The 20590-nt window shown below is 41.7% G+C and carries 21 protein-coding genes; 7 read left to right on the top strand and 14 right to left on the bottom strand.

The window, feature by feature from the left end:
* The first annotated feature begins 104 nt into the window (after positions 1-104).
* From sspA to AB6T38_RS13825, 3 genes are all read left to right on the top strand, one after another.
* Entirely contained in the window at positions 105-737 is a 633-nt protein-coding gene (gene sspA / locus AB6T38_RS13835; RefSeq protein ID WP_372547868.1) for a stringent starvation protein SspA, read from the top strand.
* Positions 738-759: 22 nt separating this feature from the next.
* Positions 760-1170 (top strand): ClpXP protease specificity-enhancing factor, encoded by a 411-nt coding sequence (locus tag AB6T38_RS13830; protein ID WP_372547906.1) that lies wholly within the window; start codon positions 760-762, stop codon positions 1168-1170.
* A gap of 80 nt (positions 1171-1250) precedes the next feature.
* Complete coding sequence (locus tag AB6T38_RS13825; RefSeq protein WP_372547867.1) at positions 1251-2072, top strand: DUF2989 domain-containing protein; 822 nt, start codon at positions 1251-1253, stop codon at positions 2070-2072.
* 59 nt (positions 2073-2131) lie between these two features.
* Here the strand turns inward: AB6T38_RS13825 and AB6T38_RS13820 are convergent, their stop codons facing one another.
* Genes AB6T38_RS13820 through AB6T38_RS13805 form a run of 4 tightly spaced genes read right to left on the bottom strand, consistent with a single transcriptional unit; the run spans position 2132 to position 5664 of the window.
* On the bottom strand, positions 2132-2707 hold the full coding sequence (locus tag AB6T38_RS13820) for a BON domain-containing protein (RefSeq protein WP_372547866.1): 576 nt from the start codon (positions 2705-2707) through the stop codon (positions 2132-2134).
* 3 nt (positions 2708-2710) lie between these two features.
* The gene (locus AB6T38_RS13815) at positions 2711-3304 is read right to left on the bottom strand and encodes a phosphoheptose isomerase (protein ID WP_348489199.1); all 594 of its coding nucleotides are present in this window, start codon (positions 3302-3304) and stop codon (positions 2711-2713) included.
* 43 nt (positions 3305-3347) lie between these two features.
* Positions 3348-3707, bottom strand: a complete 360-nt coding sequence (locus AB6T38_RS13810) for a YraN family protein (RefSeq protein ID WP_372547865.1) — start codon at positions 3705-3707, stop codon at positions 3348-3350.
* Positions 3694-5664, bottom strand: a complete 1971-nt coding sequence (locus AB6T38_RS13805; protein WP_372547864.1) for a penicillin-binding protein activator — start codon at positions 5662-5664, stop codon at positions 3694-3696. The genes AB6T38_RS13810 and AB6T38_RS13805 overlap by 14 nt, the downstream gene beginning before the upstream one ends.
* Positions 5665-5749: 85 nt before the next feature.
* Between AB6T38_RS13805 and rsmI the strand changes: the two genes are divergently transcribed.
* The 3 genes from rsmI to AB6T38_RS13790 are packed head-to-tail and all read left to right on the top strand — an operon-like array spanning position 5750 to position 8505.
* Positions 5750-6589, top strand: coding sequence for a 16S rRNA (cytidine(1402)-2'-O)-methyltransferase (gene rsmI / locus AB6T38_RS13800; RefSeq protein WP_372547863.1), 840 nt, complete (start codon positions 5750-5752; stop codon positions 6587-6589).
* Positions 6582-7640, top strand: coding sequence for an FAD:protein FMN transferase (locus AB6T38_RS13795; protein ID WP_372547862.1), 1059 nt, complete (start codon positions 6582-6584; stop codon positions 7638-7640). Before rsmI ends, AB6T38_RS13795 begins: the two co-directional genes overlap by 8 nt.
* The gene (locus tag AB6T38_RS13790) at positions 7627-8505 is read left to right on the top strand and encodes a DMT family transporter (RefSeq protein ID WP_372547861.1); all 879 of its coding nucleotides are present in this window, start codon (positions 7627-7629) and stop codon (positions 8503-8505) included. Before AB6T38_RS13795 ends, AB6T38_RS13790 begins: the two co-directional genes overlap by 14 nt.
* Before the next feature lie 54 nt (positions 8506-8559).
* Here the strand turns inward: AB6T38_RS13790 and nspC are convergent, their stop codons facing one another.
* The 9 genes from nspC to AB6T38_RS13745 form a co-directional block, all read right to left on the bottom strand.
* A complete protein-coding gene (nspC, locus tag AB6T38_RS13785) occupies positions 8560-9687 on the bottom strand; it encodes a carboxynorspermidine decarboxylase (RefSeq protein WP_372547905.1) in 1128 nt (375 codons plus the stop codon).
* A gap of 26 nt (positions 9688-9713) precedes the next feature.
* Positions 9714-10916 carry a saccharopine dehydrogenase family protein gene (locus AB6T38_RS13780; RefSeq protein ID WP_348489205.1) on the bottom strand — a complete coding sequence of 401 codons (1203 nt, stop codon included), beginning with the start codon at positions 10914-10916 and terminating at the stop codon, positions 9714-9716.
* A gap of 112 nt (positions 10917-11028) precedes the next feature.
* Complete coding sequence (gene pnuC / locus AB6T38_RS13775) at positions 11029-11640, bottom strand: nicotinamide riboside transporter PnuC (protein WP_372547860.1); 612 nt, start codon at positions 11638-11640, stop codon at positions 11029-11031.
* Complete coding sequence (locus tag AB6T38_RS13770; protein ID WP_372547859.1) at positions 11627-12625, bottom strand: 1-aminocyclopropane-1-carboxylate deaminase/D-cysteine desulfhydrase; 999 nt, start codon at positions 12623-12625, stop codon at positions 11627-11629. The genes pnuC and AB6T38_RS13770 overlap by 14 nt, the downstream gene beginning before the upstream one ends.
* Positions 12626-12632: 7 nt before the next feature.
* A complete protein-coding gene (gene aceK, locus AB6T38_RS13765) occupies positions 12633-14339 on the bottom strand; it encodes a bifunctional isocitrate dehydrogenase kinase/phosphatase (protein WP_372547858.1) in 1707 nt (568 codons plus the stop codon).
* 627 nt (positions 14340-14966) lie between these two features.
* Entirely contained in the window at positions 14967-17090 is a 2124-nt protein-coding gene (locus AB6T38_RS13760; protein ID WP_372547857.1) for a TonB-dependent receptor plug domain-containing protein, read from the bottom strand.
* A 220-nt stretch (positions 17091-17310) separates the two neighbouring features.
* A complete protein-coding gene (locus tag AB6T38_RS13755; RefSeq protein ID WP_372547856.1) occupies positions 17311-17874 on the bottom strand; it encodes a gamma-glutamylcyclotransferase in 564 nt (187 codons plus the stop codon).
* A gap of 89 nt (positions 17875-17963) precedes the next feature.
* The gene (locus tag AB6T38_RS13750; RefSeq protein WP_372547855.1) at positions 17964-18689 is read right to left on the bottom strand and encodes a siderophore-interacting protein; all 726 of its coding nucleotides are present in this window, start codon (positions 18687-18689) and stop codon (positions 17964-17966) included.
* Between the two features lie 15 nt (positions 18690-18704).
* Entirely contained in the window at positions 18705-19169 is a 465-nt protein-coding gene (locus AB6T38_RS13745) for a DUF2798 domain-containing protein (protein WP_372547854.1), read from the bottom strand.
* Positions 19170-19268: 99 nt separating this feature from the next.
* Here AB6T38_RS13745 and AB6T38_RS13740 point away from each other — a divergent pair, with 99 nt between their 5' ends.
* A complete protein-coding gene (locus tag AB6T38_RS13740; RefSeq protein WP_372547853.1) occupies positions 19269-19682 on the top strand; it encodes a MarR family winged helix-turn-helix transcriptional regulator in 414 nt (137 codons plus the stop codon).
* A 119-nt stretch (positions 19683-19801) separates the two neighbouring features.
* On the opposite strand, the gene AB6T38_RS13735 is transcribed toward AB6T38_RS13740, so the two are convergent.
* Complete coding sequence (locus tag AB6T38_RS13735; RefSeq protein WP_372547852.1) at positions 19802-20212, bottom strand: universal stress protein; 411 nt, start codon at positions 20210-20212, stop codon at positions 19802-19804.
* Positions 20213-20590: the final 378 nt, after the last annotated feature.

The raw sequence follows: 20590 nt of genomic DNA, 5'->3' as shown, positions 1-20590 counted from the left end.
TTTTAATCAGTCTAATTCCAAACTGGGGTTAGACAACCAATCAATCTGGTGGTTTTTAATCCTTGTATTGGTTGGCCTGTTTTGTTGATTCTGGAGGATAGTTAATGGCTGTAGCCGCGAATAAACGTTCAATCATGACGTTGTTCTCTGACACAAGTGATATTTACAGTCACCAAGTACGCATAGTACTTGCGGAAAAAGGAGTGGGCGTTGAAATCAGCTATACTGATCCAACCAACCTTCCTGAAGATTTACTTGATTTAAATCCCTATGGCACAGTGCCTACACTGGTCGATAGAGAACTAGTTTTATACAAGTCCCATATCATTATGGAGTACTTGGATGAGCGTTTTCCACATCCTCCTCTAATGCCTGTTTATCCTGTATCTCGCGGTCAAAGCCGTTTAATGATGCACCGTATAGAACAAGATTGGTATTCAGTTGCTGATAAGATTGTTGCAGGTAAAGGTGATGTGGATGCAGCGCGTAACGAGTTACGTGAAGCATTACTTAGTTTAGCGCCATTATTTGCTGAAACGCCATTCTTTATGAGTGAAGAGTTTAGCTTAGTTGATTGTTACTTAGCACCCCTATTGTGGAGATTGCCTGCACTTGGCATCGAACTAACCGGGGCAGGCAGTAAGGAAGTATTAGCATATATGAATCGCATATTTGCTCGTAGTTCTTTTAAAGCTTCGTTGACGGATCAAGAAAGAGAAATACACGATCCACTTTAAGTGGTTTAGGTAGCCTATTATGATGACTTCAAATCAGCCCTACTTGTTAAGAGCATTTTACGAATGGATCATAGACAACGATTTAACACCTTATTTAGTTGTTGATGCAACGGTTGCTGGTACTAATGTGCCGCAAGAGCATGTCCGAGATGGACAGATTGTTCTTAATGTGTCGCCAAGTGCATGTGTAAAATTAAACATTGGTGATGCAGATGTCAGTTTTGAAGCTCGCTTTGGCGGGGTGCCACGGCAATTAGTGGTTCCCACTCAGGCTGTTTTAGCTATCTATGCGAAGGAAAATGGTGCCGGTACCGTCTTTACGCCAGACGAAAGTCTAGCCGCAGACGGAGATAAGGAAGGGACTGCTGCTACACCTAAAGCAACCCCTAAGCCTGAACGAAAAGGACCTCCGAACCTTACGGTCGTTAAGTAATTTATGAGAGGCGCTATTTAGCGCCTTTTTTATCATCAAATAAAAGTACCATAAAATTCAATATTTCTAGGAAATCATATATGCGTTATTGGTTGATTTGGGTAAGCATTTTGATTGCTGGTTGTGACAACGATGGTGTCGCTGACGACTCTATGTGGCAAATTTGTGATACTTATCAAGATATCTGCGACAACACCCACTCAGGGGCGTTGTGTACGTTGCCACGAAGTGAAGTTATTCGAGACCTAGCCCGCCAACGGGAACAATTGAGTTCAATTAATACCTATGTGGCACTTAGAACCCTAGATGCTTATCGAAGTTGCTTAGAAGATGCATTTGTATCTGAAGCGGTTCGAAACAAAAGTGACAAACAGTCACAAATGACAACCATTAGAAAAATTCCTGAACTACAAAAAGAGTTAATCGCTAGTACACGATCAATTTTAAGACCAGAAGTGAACCTTTGGCTTTGGACAAATTCTCAGAATCAAGATAATTGGGAATCCATGGTAAATGGCTTTGAGACGGCCAAAGAAGTGCACGTTGATGTATATGTGGCTTTAATGACCCACTACGCTAAAAATAACCAAGAACAAGGTTTGAAGTACGCTCGCCAAGCACTTGAAAAAGCCGAAGTGATTAAAGATATACAGCCTTCTGTATATGAGTTTTACGTTGGTTATTATTTGCAAAAAAATGCTCTTGAGAAGGCTGCAATTTGGCAGGGTTTATACAGTGCTCTTGATGAAAATAAAGCACAAGTAAATGCCCATTACTTCAAGTTGCACGAAAAAATGACACCATCGCAAATACGCAGGGCTCAGAACAAAGTGAATGACTTACTGTTTGATGCTAAATGGTTGAATAAAGATATGGGGTCGTTTCCAAAAAGTTTGCAATAACTTGGAGCGGACCCTTTTCAGCTAGCGACATGGCTAGGACGTGTAACAGTTAGAAGTTCCTAGTTGTTTTCAAATGCTTTAATAACTCGGGCCACTCCATTAACGTTTCGTGCAACTTCAACGGCAACATCAGCTTCACTGCTGCTAACTAGTCCCATCAAAAATACTTCTGAGTCTTCGACTTCTACAATTATATTTAAGCCATCCACTCGTTTATCACCAATTAGCGCGGTTTTTACTTTGCTCGCTAACCACGTGTCATTAGCGATAACCGTGGCAGGAATAGGTTCGGCAATACGCATTTGATTGTGGATCTTACGCAGATTTTCAACGTTCTGGGCGGTAGTAGACACTTCCTCCTTAATCGACTCTGAAGGTGCTTGGCCAACTAATAATACTATGCCATTGAATACAGTGATATCGATTCTGGCAACGTCTAGGTTTGCGTTATTGGCAAACTTAGCCGCCAATCGAGCAGTCGCCGTTTTGTCATCTAGTTGTGTACCTAAAGTTCGTCTATCATGAGCGGCTGAAGCGGCACCGACACCAGCACCAACGACCAGGGCAGCACAACCTTGTAAAAACAAGGTGATAACAGCGATAAAAATAAGAGAGCGAGGCGTTGTAAACAACATGCTTTAATCTGCTCCTTGTTCTGGGAATAAACTATCATCGATACATTCACATAAATTGTGAATAACCAATAAATGGACTTCTTGAATACGCGCAGTACGGCTGGATGGAACACGAATTTCAACATCATTCGGACCCAATAAACCTGCCATCTCACCTCCGTCTTTTCCGGTAAGCGCCACTATGGTCATGTCCCTGCTTAACGCAGCTTCCATAGCATTAATCACATTTCTAGAGTTACCACTAGTGGAAATAGCTAACAATATGTCGCCGGCTTGTCCTAATGCTCGAACTTGCTTAGAAAAAACTTCATCATAACTGTAATCATTAGCTATTGAAGTGATAGTCGATGAATCAGTTGTTAAAGCCATGGCAGGTAAACTGGGGCGGTCCCGCTCATAACGATTAAGAAGTTCTGAAGAAAAGTGTTGTGCGTCTCCTGCTGAGCCTCCATTCCCGCATGATAAAATTTTATTGCCGTGAATAAGTGCATCAACCATCATCTGTGATGCTTTAAAAATCGACTCTGGAAGTACTTCTCCAGCGGCTATTTTAGTCTGGATACTTTCAGTGAAATTAGCTTTTATTTGTTCAATCATGACAATCTCAATTGTGTTTTAAATAGAATTCCAATGGCACTTTTTAGACCGACTTGAACCATTGAATTTGATCACCGTCAATTGCAACTAAATCAATCCTATGCGCTACCATTGCGGGGTTTAGATGGTGAAAGTGCATAAAATGTTTCACCGCCTGAGTAAATTTTTTTCGTTTGGCTGCATGAAAATATTCTGCTGCCGTACCATAATCAGAATTGCTGCGATATTTGACTTCAACAAATACCCATTCTTGGCCGTCTCGCATAACTAAATCAATTTCACCTGAGCGACAATGATAATTGCTCTGATGAAAATCCAGTCCATTTTCTTGCAAGTAATGGCGAGCTTTTATCTCTGATTGTTGCCCAGTTTCCCTGGCAAAGCGTTGCTTAATCCATTGCAAGCAAAATAACCTCTCTTTCAGTAATCTTACCAAAGGGTAGGACACGAATAACATTGCCGCTTTGGTCAACAGAAAGGGTGCCTGTTAGGCCCTTAACCGAAACCTGAGGCAAAGCTTCTAGACTCGCCAGTACAGGTACCAGAGTATAGGCATCAAAACCTAAAGCAAACAAACGTTTTAAGGTATCGTCTTGTTTCGGCCAAATCGCTTCAATCTCACTTTTCAAAGACTGATGCTCCCCATCTGGTAACATCCAAGGCATATCTGTAAAGGTGATGTTACGTAGGTCTCGTAGGGTATTGTTGCTGAAATTCTTACTGTAGCTTCGTGAAGAAGCGTAAACAGGAACAGCTTTGTCGTTAAAGGGGCTTAAACTGGTTTCAACGATGGGGTTAAGTAATTCCGTCTGCTCCGGTGAGGCAAATAACACTATTGCATCAATATCTCGGCGATTTCGAGGTACTGAATAAATTTTTTCGCTAGTGATACTTTCTAATTGGTTAATACGAGTTTTACTCTGAGAAACATCCAGTAACGTGGTTAGGCTGGTACGCATGCTCTTATTATCGGTAAAGGTAGCTACCCCAGGAGCTACACCATCACCGTCAGTTAATAGTTGCCAAGTTTGTAAAAAGGCATTCGCCATTCGTTTAGGTGCACCGCTTTGTTGGGTAACGACAATAGGGCTGAGTGCTCCAGTTTTGAATACTTTGTTAGCTAATTGCACGGCTTCGTCTTCTGGTGATAATGCAAAATATATGCGAATACCAGATTCATTTACGTCGTTAACCTGTTCTGTTTCTTCTGACTCTGCGTTGGCTAGTTCTGTACTTTGTTTATCATCAAGGAAGGACGGTTCTATAGTGCCGGGTTCAGATACAAGTTTGCTGTTATCGAGTCGATTTAAGCCGATGATATTTAGCTCTGGAGGAGCTAATTGAGTAAATTCTGCCAACTTGTCTTTTACCAAAGGACCTATCACCACATCATATTCTGATACTTCTGCTACCAGTTCCGTCATTGGTTTATTTTCAATATCGAAAAAATGCAGTGCAGGGAAGTCATCTTTTGCATCACTTGTTATGGATGTTTGATTTCCATAGTAGGCAGCCAAAAGACCTTGTTTTATGGCTAAACCTTGTTGAGATAGTCGGCCAGAAAGCGGTAAGAGTACCGCTATCTTTTGCATTTTTAACGGGCGTATATCTATCGCTCGCTGAATTTCTTCTGGTAAGTTAACACTCAAGGGGTGTGACTCGAAACGAGTTTGCCATTCATCCACTGCAACTTGCAATTGTTGTGGTTGCAGGCCAAAACGTTTAACAATTAAGCTCAATTGTAACCACGGAGATAATTCTGAATAGGAACGAAGTGCATTCTCTAACTCTTGTTCGTTCAACCGTTGTAGCAAATACCATATGTTTTGCTCTTGCAGATTTTCGGCGGGTTCAATTTTGTTCAAGGCCAGTGCTGCATTGAGCCACTGCTTTAAGTGCACGTATTGTCTATGCTGAATGTGAAACACGCGGTTCTTATGATTAATATTAGGGTTTATTTGCCCTAGCAGCGTGGCAACTTTTTCCCAATTAGTGGGGGTTTTAGTCAATTCACATTCAGCTAATAGAATCTGTGCTTGATTATGCAACGCCGGATCTGAGATTTCAGCCATAGTGAGCAGCACCACTTTTTCGCTTTGCAGGCATTGTTCGTGTTGCTTATATGACTCTGCTGCTTGCAATATCCATTGGTTACGCTGAGTTTTGTCTCCGCTTTCCGCATAAATGCGTTTTGCTTCATTTAAGTAAAAAATAGGATCTTTGGGTAACGCTTTTATTTGTTGCGTCGTTTGTTCTTTGGACTTATTGCTACTAGTCGTTTTGGTTGTTTCAGGTGTAGAGCCACAACCAATTAATGCCGCGGCAGCACTATAAACAACTAACCATTTTAACTTGCCCATTGATACTCTCAAAATTTTCCAACCCATTTATCTTCAGGTAGTTTAAAATGCCTAATGATGTAAAACAATCAAAGGCTGATTATAAGTGGCAAAAACTGGCACATTGTTCATTGTTTCAACACCCATTGGTAATTTGGACGATATTACGCACCGCGCAATCAAAATATTAAATGAAGTTGATTTGATTGCCGCTGAAGATACACGGCATAGTCAAAAGCTGTTACAACATTGGGGAGTAAACACCCGAATGACGGCAGTCCATGATCACAATGAGAAACAAATATCCGATCGTTTAATTGACCAGTTGAAAGGGGGAATGGATATCGCATTAATTTCTGATGCCGGCACACCTTTAATAAGTGATCCTGGTTATAATTTAGTGAATCGTTGTACAGAGAAAGAGGTAACTGTGGTGCCAGTACCTGGTGTTTGCGCTGCAATTGCCGCTTTAAGTGCATCTGGATTGCCGACCGATCAGTTTCTATTCTATGGCTTTTTGCCAGTTAAACAGGTGGCTAAACACAGTGTGTTAGAGCGTTTAAATAACGAAACTGCTACCACTGTGTTTTACGAATCGCCCCGCCGTATAGCCGATACCGTTAAGGCTATCATTGAGGTATTAGGCGAGGAACGTAAAATAACCATCGCCAAAGAAATCACTAAAGCATTTGAAACGTTTTATTCGGCATCGGCGGTTGAGGTGCTAGCCTGGCTTTTAGATGATGCCAACCATCAGCGTGGAGAATTTGTATTGATGGTTGCTGGAGCGCCAAAAAATGATACTGAGATGCCTCCCGAAAGTCTGCAATTACTGAAAACCTTGATTGCCGAGCTACCATTGAAAAAGGCCGCAGCCATTACAGCCTCCCATTATGGCCTTAAAAAGAATGCACTCTATCAGTATGGTTTAACCTTGAATGAATAATTTGAAGGCCATCTTTTTCGCGCTGCTGTTTGTGTGTGCGGGTATCAACTTTTCGGTTGTTAATTATGCTTATGGAGCGTCAGAAAAATCCTTACCTCACACTGAAAGTGAGGATAAAAGCGAGCACGGCGCTTGGTATTCCGATAGTCGCGGCATTATGGGTACCAATATCCACACCGAAATTTGGGCCCAATCCCCGCAATTAGGTCGCGCAGCTGTAGAAGCCGTTATGCAGGAAATGCAGCGCATAAATCAGCTCATGAGCCCCTATATCGACAGCAGTGAATTGTCCAAGTTGAATCGTTTGGCCGCACACTCGGAGGTGCCTGTTTCTAGTGAATTGTTTGAGTTATTGCAATTGTCTGTGGGCCTATCAGAAGAAACTCAAGGGGCATTCGATATTACCTTTGCCAGTGTCGGTTACCTGTACGACTATCGACAAAAGCAACGTCCCGACTCGCAAACTATTCAAAGTTTGTTAGATGCGATTAATTATCGGCATCTACAGTTAAATCCAAACTCCCAATCGGTGGCTTTTACTCACCCAAAAGTGAAAATTGATTTAGGTGGCATTGCCAAAGGGCACGCTGTTGATAACGCCTTATCTATTCTCAAAAACATGGGAATTGAGCATGCTTTGGTGACAGCTGGCGGAGATACAGGGTTGTTAGGGGATCGTAATGGCCGTCCATGGAAGGTGGGGATCCGCGATCCGCGAAATCATCAAAAACAAGCGGTGGTTTTACCCCTTGAAAACACAGCTATGTCCACTTCTGGAGATTATGAGCGTTACTTCGAAGAAGATGGCAAACGTTACCATCATATTCTGTCACCCAAAAGTGGTGAATCCAGCTATGAAGTGCAAAGTGTGACTATTATTGGCCCTAGAAGCACCTTGAATGATGGTTTATCCACCGCGGTGTTTGTATTAGGGGTGAAAAAAGGCATAAATTTAATTAACCGCACCCGCGGTTATGAAGCCATTATTTTGGATAATCAACGCCGTCTCCATTATTCCCGTTCATTTGAGGCCGTCAATGTCCAGAATTAATCCTGGCATATTCCTAGTAGTACTAGGTACTGTCCTATTTTCCAGTAAAGCGATCATGATCAAATACCTCTATCAGTTAGGTATAGGGCCATTGGAATTGCAAACACTGCGTATGTTGTTTGTTTTACCTTTCTATTTACTGATTTTAATCTGGTCGTTACAACGAACAGGTTGGGGAACCCTAAATGCAAAGGAGTTATTAGGGTGCTGCGCAGCGGGTATTGCTTGTTATCATTTAGGCAGCTACTTTGATTTACTCGGCTTGCAATACATTACTGCAGGACTAGAGAGAATTATTCTATTTTGTTATCCGGCGGTGGCTATCTTATTTGGTTGGTGGTTTTTGCAAGAAAAACCGGTGCCTAAAGTCTGGTTAGCACTAATATTATCTTATGCTGGCATTTTTGTGTTCTTCTATGCCGACCTTTCTTTTGGCGGTGAAAACCTCTTTTTAGGCAGTTTTTTGGTGTTTATTGCTAGTATTTTGACTGCCTGGTATTTGGTGGCGACCCAACGTTTTTCCCGTCAAATTGGTAGCCAACGTTTTGTCTGTTTAGCCATGATATCAGCCTGTATTACCCTGCTCATACACTCCTATGCCGCAGGTGTTGAAGACTTACTGGATTACTCAAATGAACTTTATATAGGTGGTTTGATTGTGGCCATCTTTATGACCTTGATCCCTTCCTTTATGATCAGTGCCGGGGTAAAACGAATAGGCGCAAGTAAAGCCTCTATTGTTGGGGCAGTAGGACCTTTATTTACCATTATTTTATCTAATCAGTTGCTGGATGAGCCTGTCACTCTTTTGCATATAACTGGATTATTGTTGGTAATTTTAGGTATGCGGCAACTAAAAAATTAATACCGCTTAAGGATATAAGTAAAGTGGGGATGAGGTTTAGTCGAGTTGCAAGGACTAAGAAAGCCGATTTTTGAAGTCTTGATAATTGAACTGACGAATGAGCTTAAATTCCCCGTTTTTTCCAATGATCCCAATGGCTGGGTGTTCAACACCGTTGAAGAACGTGGTTTTGACCATGGTGTAATGGATCATATCTTCAAACACAATCCGTTCGCCTACTGTTAATTGATGGTCAAAGCTATAAGTATCAATAACGTCACCGGCTAAACAGGAGTTGCCGCCAAGTTTATAATCAAAAGCTTTTTCACCTGGTTCCCCTGCGTCTGTCACCTCAGGCCGATAGGGCATTTCCAGCACATCGGGCATGTGACCGGTGGCAGAGATATCCAAAATGGCAATATGCCCGTCATTTTCCACTATATCTACTACTTCAGATACTAAACAGCCCGTTTGCCACGCCACTGCGGAGCCTGGCTCAAGAATAATATGAATATGTGGATGGCGTTGTTTGAATTGCATCAAGGTGTCAATTAGGTGCTCTAGGTTATAACCCTGTTTAGTCATCAAGTGACCGCCACCTAAATTTAACCATTTAATCTCTGGCAGCCATTTTGTGAAGCGTTTTTCTACTGCGAGTAAGGTTCGTTCTGTGGCATAGGAATCACACTCACATAAATTGTGCACGTGAAAACCCTCGATACCCGTTAAATCAGCCCCTTCTAAATCCGCCACTCGAATGCCTAAACGTGAGCCAGGTGCACTGGGATCATAGAGTTCAGTTTCCGCTTCGCGGTGTTCAGGGTTCAAGCGTATGCCAGCAGATATCCCGGCAGCCAAAACTTGCTCTTTATAACGCTGCCACTGAGTTAAACTATTAAATGAAATGTGATTCACTAACTGTAATAACTCGTGCATATCTGCCGGTTTATAGGCCGGTGAAAAAGCATGGACTTCTTGACCCATTTCATACTTGGCAAGTTTGGCTTCCCAAACTGAACTGGCGGTGCAACCTTTTAAATATTTACCCACCAGATCAAAGGTAGACCACATGGCAAAACCTTTGAGGGCAAGAATAATGTCTACCCCAGCTTCTCGCTGTACTCGTTCCATTATTTGTAAATTGTGTTCGAGTTTAGACTCTTCACACACATAACATGGTGAAGGGACTGTTGGGTCTAACATTTGCTCGCTCAAGGTGTGACTCCCAATTAGCGTTTAAACGGGCTTTGCTCGCACTCTAACACCTGCCAAGGCAGTCCGTGTTGATTAAGCATTTCCATAAACGGGTCTGGATCGAATTGTTCCATGTTCCATACCCCTTCACCTTTCCAGGTACCGTTTAACATAAGCGCCGCACCAATCATTGCCGGTACACCGGTAGTGTAGGAAACGGCTTGTGCGCCCACTTCCTCAAAACAGGCTGCGTGATCACAGTTGTTGTATATAAAAATGGTTTTTTCTTTGCCATCTTTAATACCTGTGATGTAAGTACCGATACAGGTCATGCCGGTGTACCCTTCGGCAAGTGAACCTGGATTTGGTAGCACGGCTTTTAAGAATTCAAGGGGCACAATTTGTTGGCCTTGGAAATCAATGGGTTCAATGCTGGTCATGCCAATACCTTCAAGCACCTTAAGGTGGTTCAAGTAGGCATCACCAAAGGTCATCCAAAAACGAGCACGTTTTAAACTCGGGAAATGTTTAACAATAGACTCTAACTCTTCATGGAACATCAAATATGATGCTCTGACCCCAATGTTTTGGTAATCCAGATCTTCTCTGACACTCAATGGATCCGTTTCTTTCCATTGACCATTCTCCCAAAAACGTCCTCGTTGCGTGATTTCGCGGATATTGATCTCTGGGTTGAAGTTAGTGGCAAAAGCTTGACCATGGTCGCCGCCATTACAATCGACAATATCCAAATAATGAATTTCATCGAAATAATGTTTAGCTGCATAGGCGGTGTAAACATTAGTTACACCGGGATCAAACCCACTTCCTAAAAGGGCCATTATGCCTTTTTGTTTAAATCTGTCTTGGTAGGCCCATTGCCATGAATATTCAAATTTGGCTTCATCTTTAGGTTCGTAGTTGGCGGTATCTAAGTAGTTCGTTCCCGTCGCAAGACAAGCATCCATAATAGGAAGATCTTGATAGGGCAGCGCTAAGTTAATAAGCAAATCAGGTTTTACTTTATTAATTAACGCTTCAACTTCTGCGGCATTATCAGCATCAATGGCAAAAACTGCTTTTACGCGATCTGCGCCAACTTCAGCTTGTAGCGCTTCGCATTTTGATACTGTTCTGCTGGCCAAATAGATTTCATCGAAATGCTCAGGCATACGGGCACATTTTTTAATGGTGACTGCAGCAACGCCGCCAGCACCGATGATCAAAACACGAGACATATTTGCTTCCTTTTATCCAAGCTGAAAATTTTGCGCATGCTAACACTGCTAGCAAAAGACGCAATAGGCGAATGCAAAAATATAGACACTTTATTCATCTAATCTAAGTTACTTAGACGAACTGTGCGGTATTTTTTTGATAAATCCGCCACCATTGATATTGACCAATACAAGCCATCACTAAAAAGCATAAATAGAGAACGGAGGTTGGGTACAAACCCTTTTGCCAATATACCCAGATGGCAACGACATCCACCACAATCCAAAAGCTCCAATTATATAGCTTCTTATGGGACATTAACCACTGAGCCATTAAACTGACGCAAGTGGTAAATGCATCGAAGTAGGGTAAGCTGGCATCGGTGTTGCTGGCCATAAACCAGCCCCAGAGCCCGGTTGCAACAATCGCCAAGGCTACGGCTAGCAGATACAACTGCCTACTGCCGTGATGGACAACCACATGACCACCATCATCTAAATTTTTAGACCAAATCCAATAACCATAGATTTGAAAGCCTACGTAAATCAGGTGCAGAATCATATCTGAGTAGAGTTTGACGTCGTAAAAAATATAACTGTATAAACTGACTTGGATAAAACCAAAGAAAAAACACCAAATACTGCGTTTTATGATCAGGAATACACACAAAAAGCCGCTGACGGTGGCTATCCATTCTATGGGAGACGCGCCTGCGAAACCTGCTAGCCATTCAGTCCACTGCATCTTGATTCCTTATTATCTTTGCGGGTTGTTGAACTCGTTTACCTTGCAGCCCACCGGTATGTAAGGCAAGGATTTTACAGCCTGGTGGAAAACTCTTATTTTCGATTAATTGGCGTAAACCCCAAAACAATTTGCCCGAATAAATGGGTTCGATGGGGATCTGGTAATCTTGCTCAAATTGTTCACAAAAAGTGACCAGTTCGGGTGTTTTCTTGGCGTATCCACCAAAGTGAAAGTCTGAATTGATTTGCCAGTTTTTTTGTTCTGTTGGTTCTTGTGCTGAAGAACCTAGTTGATGTATCTCACTGGGTAGAAGTCTAGTGACCAATTCTTGTAAATAGTCATGGCCTTTTAATACACCTAGGCCTAATACATCGCAGCGACTGTTGTGCGTACCTTGGATTAAACCAGCCATAGTGCCGCCACTGGCAACAGGTGTCACTATGATGTCATAGGGCCGGGTTAATTCTGCAACAATAGAGGCTACGCCGTTCAAGGCGTCAAGCTGTGAGCCACCTTCTGGAATAATCAAGGAATTGGGATGCTCTGCGTTAAGCTGATCTAAGTAGCTAGCGTCAGCCCGTTTCGCGTAAGTGATTTTATTCACCCATTCAATTTCTGCGCCCCAGTGTTTAATATCGCTGAGCATAGGGGTCATATGTTGTGAATAATCTCCCCTAACAATGGCCAATAACGGGATCGCTAATCTTTGGCAACTATAAGCTAATGCATGCAAATGATTTGAATGGCCGCCCCCAAAACTGATGATTTTAGACGGTGGTGAGTGTGCCGCGCGCAATAAGGTTTGGCTCAGTTTCCGCCATTTATTACCGGATATGACCGGATGCACCAAGTCGTCGCGCTTCACCCAAACACGCACATCATTCTCATTGCGCCAAGTAAGGTTTAATGGCTGCTCCGCAGAGGGCAGCTGAATACCGAGCTGCTGGGTTAAATCCCCTAATGTTAACTGGGTTAGATTCACTGGATGCTTACACTCGCTTGAAACGCAGTTCAGGACTATAAGGTGTGAAGTGCTGGACTGTCCCAGTTGCGGCTTTTTTTTGAGCTTCAACCCAGTATTTTGCCGTCATTAGGTCAGGGTGTAATTTTTTAAGGAGATCCTTTAAATGACGCTTTCCTACAATAAAATGTTCGAACTGCTCAGGAAAAACATCCTCCGGTGATACCGAAAGTGTATCCATGGCAAAAGGATCATCTGATTTTGGCAGTTCCCTAAAAGTGCGCTGATGCATCAAGCAAATTTCATCATAATCATAGAAAATGACGCGACCATTGCGAGTCACCCCGAAATTTTTGTGTAACATATCTCCAGGAAAGATATTTGCCGCGGCTATTTGTTTAATACAAAAGCCTAGATCATTAATTGCATTGTGGATTTTATTTTCATCGGTTTCTGTTTGTAAAAATATGTTCAACGGCGTCATTTTTCTTTCGATATAAACATGTTTAATGATAATTTCGTTTTCATTAACCTCGATGTTTTTACTTGCAACGTCCAGTAACTCTTCCAATAGCTCTGGCTCTACGCGGTCTTTGGGGAGCCGGAAGTTTACATACTCATGGGTATCTGCCATGCGACCAACACGATCCGTGGTTTTCACTAAACGATAGCACTCTCGTACCTGTTCACGAGTGACCCTTTTGCTTTCGGGAAATTCATCTTTGATTATTTTAAAGACCACTCCGTAGGAAGGTAAATGGAAAACGGCCATTACCAGCCCTCGAATTCCCGGGGCGATGGTAAATTTATCATCTGTATTGTCTAAATGTTGTAGGAAGTTTCGATAGAAGACGGTTTTACCGTGTTTGTAATGACCGATGGACATATACAATTCGAAGTTTTTTTTGTTTGGCATTAATTCTTGTAAAAATGCAACGATTTCAGCTGGATATAATGTATCGGCCATGAAATAGGCGCGGGCAAAACCAAAAATAACAGTCAAGTCTTTATTGCTGGTTAGCAGCGCATCGACTTGCAATTGCTTTTCGTCGTTAATTAATAACGCAATGACAAATGGGAGAGTTTCTTCCGGCATGCAGATACGGCCTACCAAATATGCCGCTTTGCCTCGGAAAAAGACCGGTTTTAGAATCTCTACAGTATGTACTGATGCCAGTTGAGCTTTATTTAGCCGCGCTCTTAGTGCTCGATCAAGTTGCTCTATATCACTTTGTTTATTTTCATAGGGAATGGAAAAGCGGTAGATAGCGAGAATTGCTTCCATCATTGAGCCAACAGTGCCGCTAGTGTCGAAGCTATTCACCACTTTTTGCTTGTCTTGTCCCGGGATATAACAACGGCTAGGCAGGACGAACATGATTTGGTCATCAATTTTATTGTGTTTATACAATCTGCCTATCACTGAGTTGTAAAAGGTTTCGGCTAGTTCGTATTGGGGGTGTTGTTCCAATTGCAACGCAAATAGATGTTTTACTTGGTGCCAGAATGCATGGCTTTGTTGGCGCGGATTTATAAGTGCATAGACTTCGGATATGGTATCCGCCAAACTTTGTTCGTAAATAGATATGCGTTCTTTTACTGCAAGTTGAGTTGCTTGCCACTGTGCTTGCTCAAACCGCTGTTTTGCTCCTGAGGTAATTCGACAAAACCAACGATAGTTTTTCTCAAATCCATAAAGTATCTGATAGGCGACTTTTTCTTGAATGCTTGGCATAACTTCGGTCACAGTATAATGTTGAAGAAAACACTATTGAAACATAAAACTATCCAATAATAATAACAAAAGGTGAGATGGTGAGCCTTCCGGTATTAATTTGTGAAGATTAGTGCGTTAGTGCGTAAAATGGTGGAGCGTTGCCTTCCTAATAACTTTGCCAGTGAATTCGAACTAGTCAGTAATGGCTAAGAAACCACCAATACGCTAATCGAGGGATCATTTGCATTAGTCATTCTTGACTTAGTCATGCCTAATATGAATGATATTGAGGTATTAGAGGCGTTAAATGAACAATGTATAGACGTTTTTGTAATTATTGTTTCAGGTGTGGTATTCAGTCTGAAATGAAATCGAGAGTGGCTAGATTTGGGACACTCGATTTTATCGAAAAACCGATAGATCAAACCAAATAGCAAAATGTATTGACGCGGTTTGGATTATTATTAATTAGAAAACGGTTTTCAAATGAGACTGAGGCTGTTTAGCACAATTGAATAAAAACCTAATGAATATATTCAAGGTCAAGAAAAAACTAAGCCACTATTATTCGCTGGTGGATGTCGCCACTTGTAGCCTGGCAACATCCTGACCGCAATTGTTTATTTTGCTAAGGCTTCAAGCTCATTAAAAACTAGCACGAAGGCCAAGGTTAATCGAGCGACCTTTACCTGCTAGCTGGGCAAAATCGGAGCTTTCACCCATTCTTATATCTGCTACGCTGACGCCACCTAGTGGCAATTCATAGTATTCATCCAGAAGATTATTGATACTCACACTTAAGGTCATATGTTGCCAATGATACTGACTTGCGATATCTACTAATGTGTAATTTACGGTGGTATTTTCGAGTCGACGAGAGTCAACACGCTCTTTGCTGTCTACCCACTGAACACTTAAGCTATTTTGCCAGTTAGCTAACTTGTGCTGCAAACTCAGTTTCGCTTCGATGGGGTTAATTTGATAAAGACTTTCGCCACTGTCGTCGCGAGAACCGCGCACACTGCTAATATCGGCTTGTAAGCTCCACTGGCCCAATTGCGCATCGTCTACAATTTGTTTACGTGCCTGGATATCCACACCATACAGAGTGGCGTCTTCGTTAATGAACTCAAGTAGGTTACGGGTGGCATCAGGGTTATCTGTTTGGCCAAATGCGCTAAAGCTACCGATAACTTGCGCATCAATATAGTCGTTTATTTTGGTGTAATAAGGGGTTATGGAAAACTGCCAACTTTCATCTGTACTAGCATATTGGTATCCGGCACTGATGGTTACTGCCGTTTCAGGGTCCAAATTAATGTCTCCCACATAGCCGTTACCATCGCCAAACCAGCCAATCATGGTCATAGCCATATTACCGCGGCCCCAACTATATCGTTCGTATAAGTTTGGTGCGCGGTTTTTGCGTGCGATACCCAGTTCTAAAGTTTGCTGGCTATTGAGGGGAATAGATGCAAGCAAGGATATGTCCACTAATGTATCTGAACGATCTCGTTCTGCTGCATTGAATGTCAGGCTGGCGGCATAGTCCTCATTCGGCATGCCCATCATCGACATAGAATTGTATGACTGCACTTCACCGGTATCGGTTGACACATTTTCAACCCGCACGCCTGCTGAGATTGTCCATTGGTTGGCTAACTGGGAAATGCTTTCTGCATAGATAGCCAAGCGGTCGCGCTCACCATCATGTATATTGTAGTAATCATTTGGTCCCATCATTGCAGAATCTGCGACGGCCGGCCACCAATCTTCAAGTCGATAAGCAAACCATTCTGCACCCAATAACCAAGTTTGGTTATCGGAGGTAGGGAGACGCCAGCGTAATTTCGCACTGTAGTCATCAGATTCAGTATTCATCGGCATCATGCCAGTTTTTTCTGGTGTAAAAAAGCCCATGCGATGTTCAACTTGGTGCCAATTGAATTGTGCCTGGAAATCGCCATTTTGTAACTCACGCAAATATTGTGTGGTTAGCCCATAACTTTGGTTGTAAGTCATATCCATGTATTGATTTGCAAAGCCCTGAAAAGGGATATATTGATGGGTTAGTTTAACTGCCAGTTGCTGTTGCTGATCTTTAAATGCGGCAGTTAGGGCATGGTTTTGTGCACGGTAAAGCGTATCGCGCACTTGCTCACCATTGCCATCATCATAACTTGATGCATCTTCATAGGCACCTTGATAATCCAGACTGATTGAATCACTTGACAAGTGTACGCCTAAACCAATTAGCATGGCGTCGTTAACACTGCGGTACTCCGCCGAAGCATAGCCTGATTGCCAGCCTATATTTTCACTGTCGCTATACTGAGGGTTTATGGTGTTCACTTCTATTACACCGGCAATATTGTCTCCTGCCGAACTTACCGGTGAAATGCCGGCAATTACTGAAATTGTCTTAATTTGATTGGCAGAAATATAGGATAGCGGTGGATTCATATGATTTGCACAGGCAGCGGTAACATCGGCACCATCTACCAACACCTTAACGCGATCCCCCATCATACCGTTAAGTACTGGTAAGCTGGACATCCCACCGGCTGCCGAAAAACTCACACCTTGTTGTTCTAGTAGCGCTTCTGGCGAACCCAAAAGCACTTTATCTTGGGGTTTATAGCCTATAACTTCTACGACTTCGGTTTCATCATTTGCATATACAGGGGAATTTAAAAAACATGTGCAGATGACTAAGGCAATAGGGGAAAGTTTCTGGAAATTGTTTAGATTACTGGTTGTTACTGACACTAATTTGAACCTTTTGAGTATAAAATAGTAGCAGTATAGCGGGGCAGTTCGCTCTCGAGAATGCGACATATTGTCGCACCTTTGTGTAATTCGAGCACCCCTGTAGCTCGGGATTTAATCTGAGCTACAGGTTCTGTGACTGTAGTGAGATAAGCGAATAGGTCTGTAGGCTGGACTTTAGTCCAGTGAAATGGTGAATTATCCCGGTGATAGCCAACAATCAATCCATGGCAACAAGTGTTTTTTCAATTTCAAACACATGTTCGTCCACTTCGTCTTGCTCTCTTAATGCTGCCGCGAGTTCATACACATAATCACGATTCAATCCACTTGGTCCAGATGAGTTGAAGATTTGCGTTGCAATGTCTTTTATACTTGCCTCCCCTAAGTAAGCTGCATTGTCTGGACTGGCGAGGTATATCAAACCTTTAACCGTTCGATTATCTGATAGATGGATAGGAATTTCATGGCGCAGGTAACCATTTTTCTCACGGTGATCTAAGTGCTCGAAAACCTCATGATTGACTTTAAATGCTCGACCAAAACACCTTTCACCAGAAGAAGGAGTTAAGGTTAGCACTCTTCCTGGGTATTCTGGTGTGCCTCGGTGATCATGACTGCCTTGCCAAAAACGCCGTGAAAATCCAGTAATATAAGCATATTCACTGGCAATAAACTCGAAGTCTACCTTATATATAAGGGAGCCATAACCGAACAGCCATATTTCATCATAGTCGGTTAAATTCTGGCGTGATTTATTGATTGCTTGGGTATCGAAAGCCATTTAAAAAGTACTTTCCTGTTATTCTGATTTGGATGTTAGCTGACACTTTACACCAGTTTTATGATTCACCGTACCCAATGTCTAGCGCATTACTTTTTCTGATTCCAGTAGGCGCTAGCGTACAGCTTTTGTTTGTCATATTGGCAATGTGCATTTAAATACGATTTGAATTGTCTGACTATGCCAGCTTCGGCAGCAATAAAAATAGCGGCGTTTCGCAGATCTGTCGGTTGTGACGACAGCGCTAATAAGAAGTCTTTAGTTAACTTATTAGGAGTGATTTGCCAGTTAATGCTAATACCGTCAGGGCCATGTAACACTTGTTTATCTGATTGTTCAGGCACTTGAGTCCAAGCAGAGCCTTGGGCATTTGAGGGCAATTTTTTCAATGTGCCGGCGATGGCGGGTAGGGCGGTTATATCACCGAAAAAAAGATGCCTAGGAGCATTTAAGTCAGCATGCTTAGTCTCTCCTGGTCCAGCAATCCCTAAAAAATCACCAGGTATTGCTGAGGCGGCCCAATTGCAGGCTAGCCCTTGGTGGTCATGTACAGCAAAATCTATAGTCAGTTGATTATTCCGTTTATCAAATTCCCGCACAGTGTATGAATGCATCCATTTTTTGAATCCAATATACATACCTAGTTTAGGCAATTTCTCAGTAGAGTTAGGATTTGGAAAAATAGCTTTCACGTGAGCACTTTTTTTATCATTAGGGAAGTCTTTAAGTTCCTCACCACTTAAAATTATCCGTCTCATGTGCGGAGATAAGTCAATAACTGAATGTACCGTCGTCCTGCGCATTCTAGGTTCCATAATTTTCTCCTCTTATTAAAGGTTATTGGTTGTTGGTTGAGCTAAAAATCGTTGCAGTTTGGGGCGGATCACAAACACCATTAAACATGAGAATCCTAATCCTATGGGCAAGGCATACAAAAAACTGCTGAACATTAAACGGCTATATTGTGCAAAGGTGACATATTCGTGATTGACCACAGTAGTTACTATTGCCATTACAGATTCCATGACTACCGCCATAAAAACACCATGGAGCAGCTTTTGCTGTATATTTGTGAGGGTTGAAAAAAGCAATTCGACCAATTTGTTCATGACAATAAAGATTAAACCACTAGTTGGCAGCATCACCACTAAGGCAAATATATAGGAGTTGAGCCAGCTGTTTAAAAAACTTTGTGTTGGCTGCAAATTTGCGTATGTCATAATAGCTGTAATTGCAGCAACTAAAGTGCTGAGAATTGTGAATATCACCAGCACATTTTTTAACTTAAGTTGCATTTTAGTATCCAATTAAATAAAGTTGATAAAGTCTACCATATTGATGTTGGTTGATAATATCAATTAATTTGCTGGTGGGTTTCTAGATGTGGAGAAATAATGGAATTAAATGAAGCGTTGTTTAGCCTTTTTCATACTGTACGCAATAAGATTATTGAGCAGGTTAAACAATTAGATTCAGACTTATCACCTATGCATTTAAAGTCATTAAAGGTGATCTCTAAGATTGAAAATTGCACGGGACAGAAACTGGCTACTTTTATGGCACGGGATAAAGCTCAAATTAATCGTTTGATTAAAGAGCTCGTCAATCAAGAGTTAGTCATTAAAACCAGTAATAAAAACGATGGCCGTAGTCAAATTTTGTCGTTATCTGGCAAGGGAACACAATATCTCGACAAATTTAACAAAATTGAAAAACAAGTTTTCAACACTATGCTCAAAGATATTGAACCGCAAAAGGTAGAACTCTTTATTCAACTGGCAAACGAGTTCAAAGGTAATTTGCACTAAATAACGTCAGATTTGAGTTTCGGGAAAAACTTAAACCCAGTTTGGTTGAATAGAAAGTTAGGGGCCGAAGAGACATTTCAACGTATCTGACCCCTTTGATTTTTTTATTTTTTCAATGTTTATTTGCTAGACTTTGCAATTCTTACTAATGAAACATCACAGTCTGCATAGTTTGCTACGCCATTCGCGGTAGAACCGATTAATGCCTGAATGCCTTTTTTAGAGTGTGTGCCTAGCATTATCAAGTCAGCTTTTCGTTTAATCCCTTCATTGCATATTAGCTCATAAGGTTTACCAACCTTAATGATTCGGTTCTTTTTAGGGACATTGAAGCCTGCGCACAATTCTTCAATTTTAGGAGATATCTTGTCTTTCAGTTCTTTTTGATAATCCTTAGGCAGTAACTTGTAGGGTAAAACATGCATAACAATTAACTTACTGCCATACAACTCTGCCATTTCAGCAGCTTTAGCGAGAACTTGTTTCCCTTCTGTAGACGCCTCAATTGCACACAGGATTGTTTTATACATAATTGCTCCTTAATCATTATCAATCTGAAGTTTTTATCAATTCTTATACTACCCATAAAATAGTGGCAAATATATGATTCACATCAATATTAGCTGAAATTTACCACCCCTAACCGGCTTCAGACAGCATGGGGAATAGAGTGAAGTCTTATTTTCAGATTCTAAACTCCTCAATAATAGATTAATCTGTTTGCTCGGACCCAGTCATTCGTTAACGAAGGATTCATTACAAAGTAAATTGCAGTAAAGGTTGAAAATTTACTCGTGTGAAGATGTGAAATACCTATTCAATCCATTAAATTCTACCTTAGAGTTATTAGAACAGCATAAATGATCATAAATCGCCAACAAATCACCCTTTGATGGTTGACATATAGA

Source organism: Aliiglaciecola sp. SL4, assembly GCF_041538045.1.
Lineage (GTDB): Bacteria > Pseudomonadota > Gammaproteobacteria > Enterobacterales > Alteromonadaceae > Aliiglaciecola.
This window is presented reverse-complemented; position numbering and strand designations above follow the sequence as displayed.